2 protein-coding genes are annotated in these 649 nt (G+C 43.3%); one reads left to right on the top strand and one right to left on the bottom strand.

Going from position 1 to position 649, the window contains the following annotated elements:
* Positions 1–16: 16 nt before the first annotated feature.
* Positions 17–217 carry a DUF1107 family protein gene (locus tag KIV40_RS31880; RefSeq protein ID WP_032553292.1) on the top strand — a complete coding sequence of 67 codons (201 nt, stop codon included), beginning with the start codon at positions 17–19 and terminating at the stop codon, positions 215–217.
* Positions 218–297: 80 nt separating this feature from the next.
* Here the strand turns inward: KIV40_RS31880 and msrA are convergent.
* A partial coding sequence (msrA, locus tag KIV40_RS31875; RefSeq protein WP_285353330.1) for a peptide-methionine (S)-S-oxide reductase MsrA occupies positions 298–649 on the bottom strand: 352 nt, incomplete at its 5' end.

Here is a 649-nt window from a genome sequence, read left to right as displayed (position 1 = left end):
GGAATTGAGGTTGTTTATGTTACGAGAATTTTCTACTTACCGCCCTCGTCAAGTGGCGCGTTTCGTTAAAGTCCTATTCAAGGGTCAATTTAGCATCGAAGGTATCGGTGAATTTAGATTCGACCAAGGCAAGGTTCTTCTTCCTGAAGTGACCGACCAAAAAAAGCTTAATGTATTTAAAGAAGTGAATGGCACCATCGCTTGTATGTCGATGTAATGCGCATTGATTTCAACCATTGAAATGAAAGGGCTTGATAAATCAAAGCCCTTTTTTGTTTCTATCGCTTAATGATTTATTTACTGAGATGGGAAGCAAACACCCGTTCCGCCTAACCCGCAATAACCGTTCGGATTTTTAGCTAGATATTGTTGGTGATAATCTTCGGCATAGAAGTACTCACCGGCTGGCTGTACTTCAGTAGTGATCTCTGAACCCCGCGCCGTTTGTATCGCTTGTTGATAGCTCTGCTTCGAGGATTCAGCAATGGATTGCTGTTCATTGCTAAAGGTGTAGATCGCAGAGCGGTATTGAGTGCCTCGATCATTCCCTTGGCGCATACCTTGGGTTGGGTCATGACTTTCCCAGAAAGTTTTAAGCAGTGTTTCAAGAGGCAAGATACTTGGATCGAAGACCACTCGTACTACTTCT

The sequence above is a fragment of the Vibrio sp. D173a genome (assembly GCF_030248475.1).
This window is presented reverse-complemented; position numbering and strand designations above follow the sequence as displayed.

Bases quoted from the DNA above. Each gene is read 5' to 3' on its own strand.
- KIV40_RS31880 (WP_032553292.1), top strand. From the start codon at position 17: ATGTTACGAGAATTTTCTACTTACCGCCCTCGTCAAGTGGCGCGTTTC.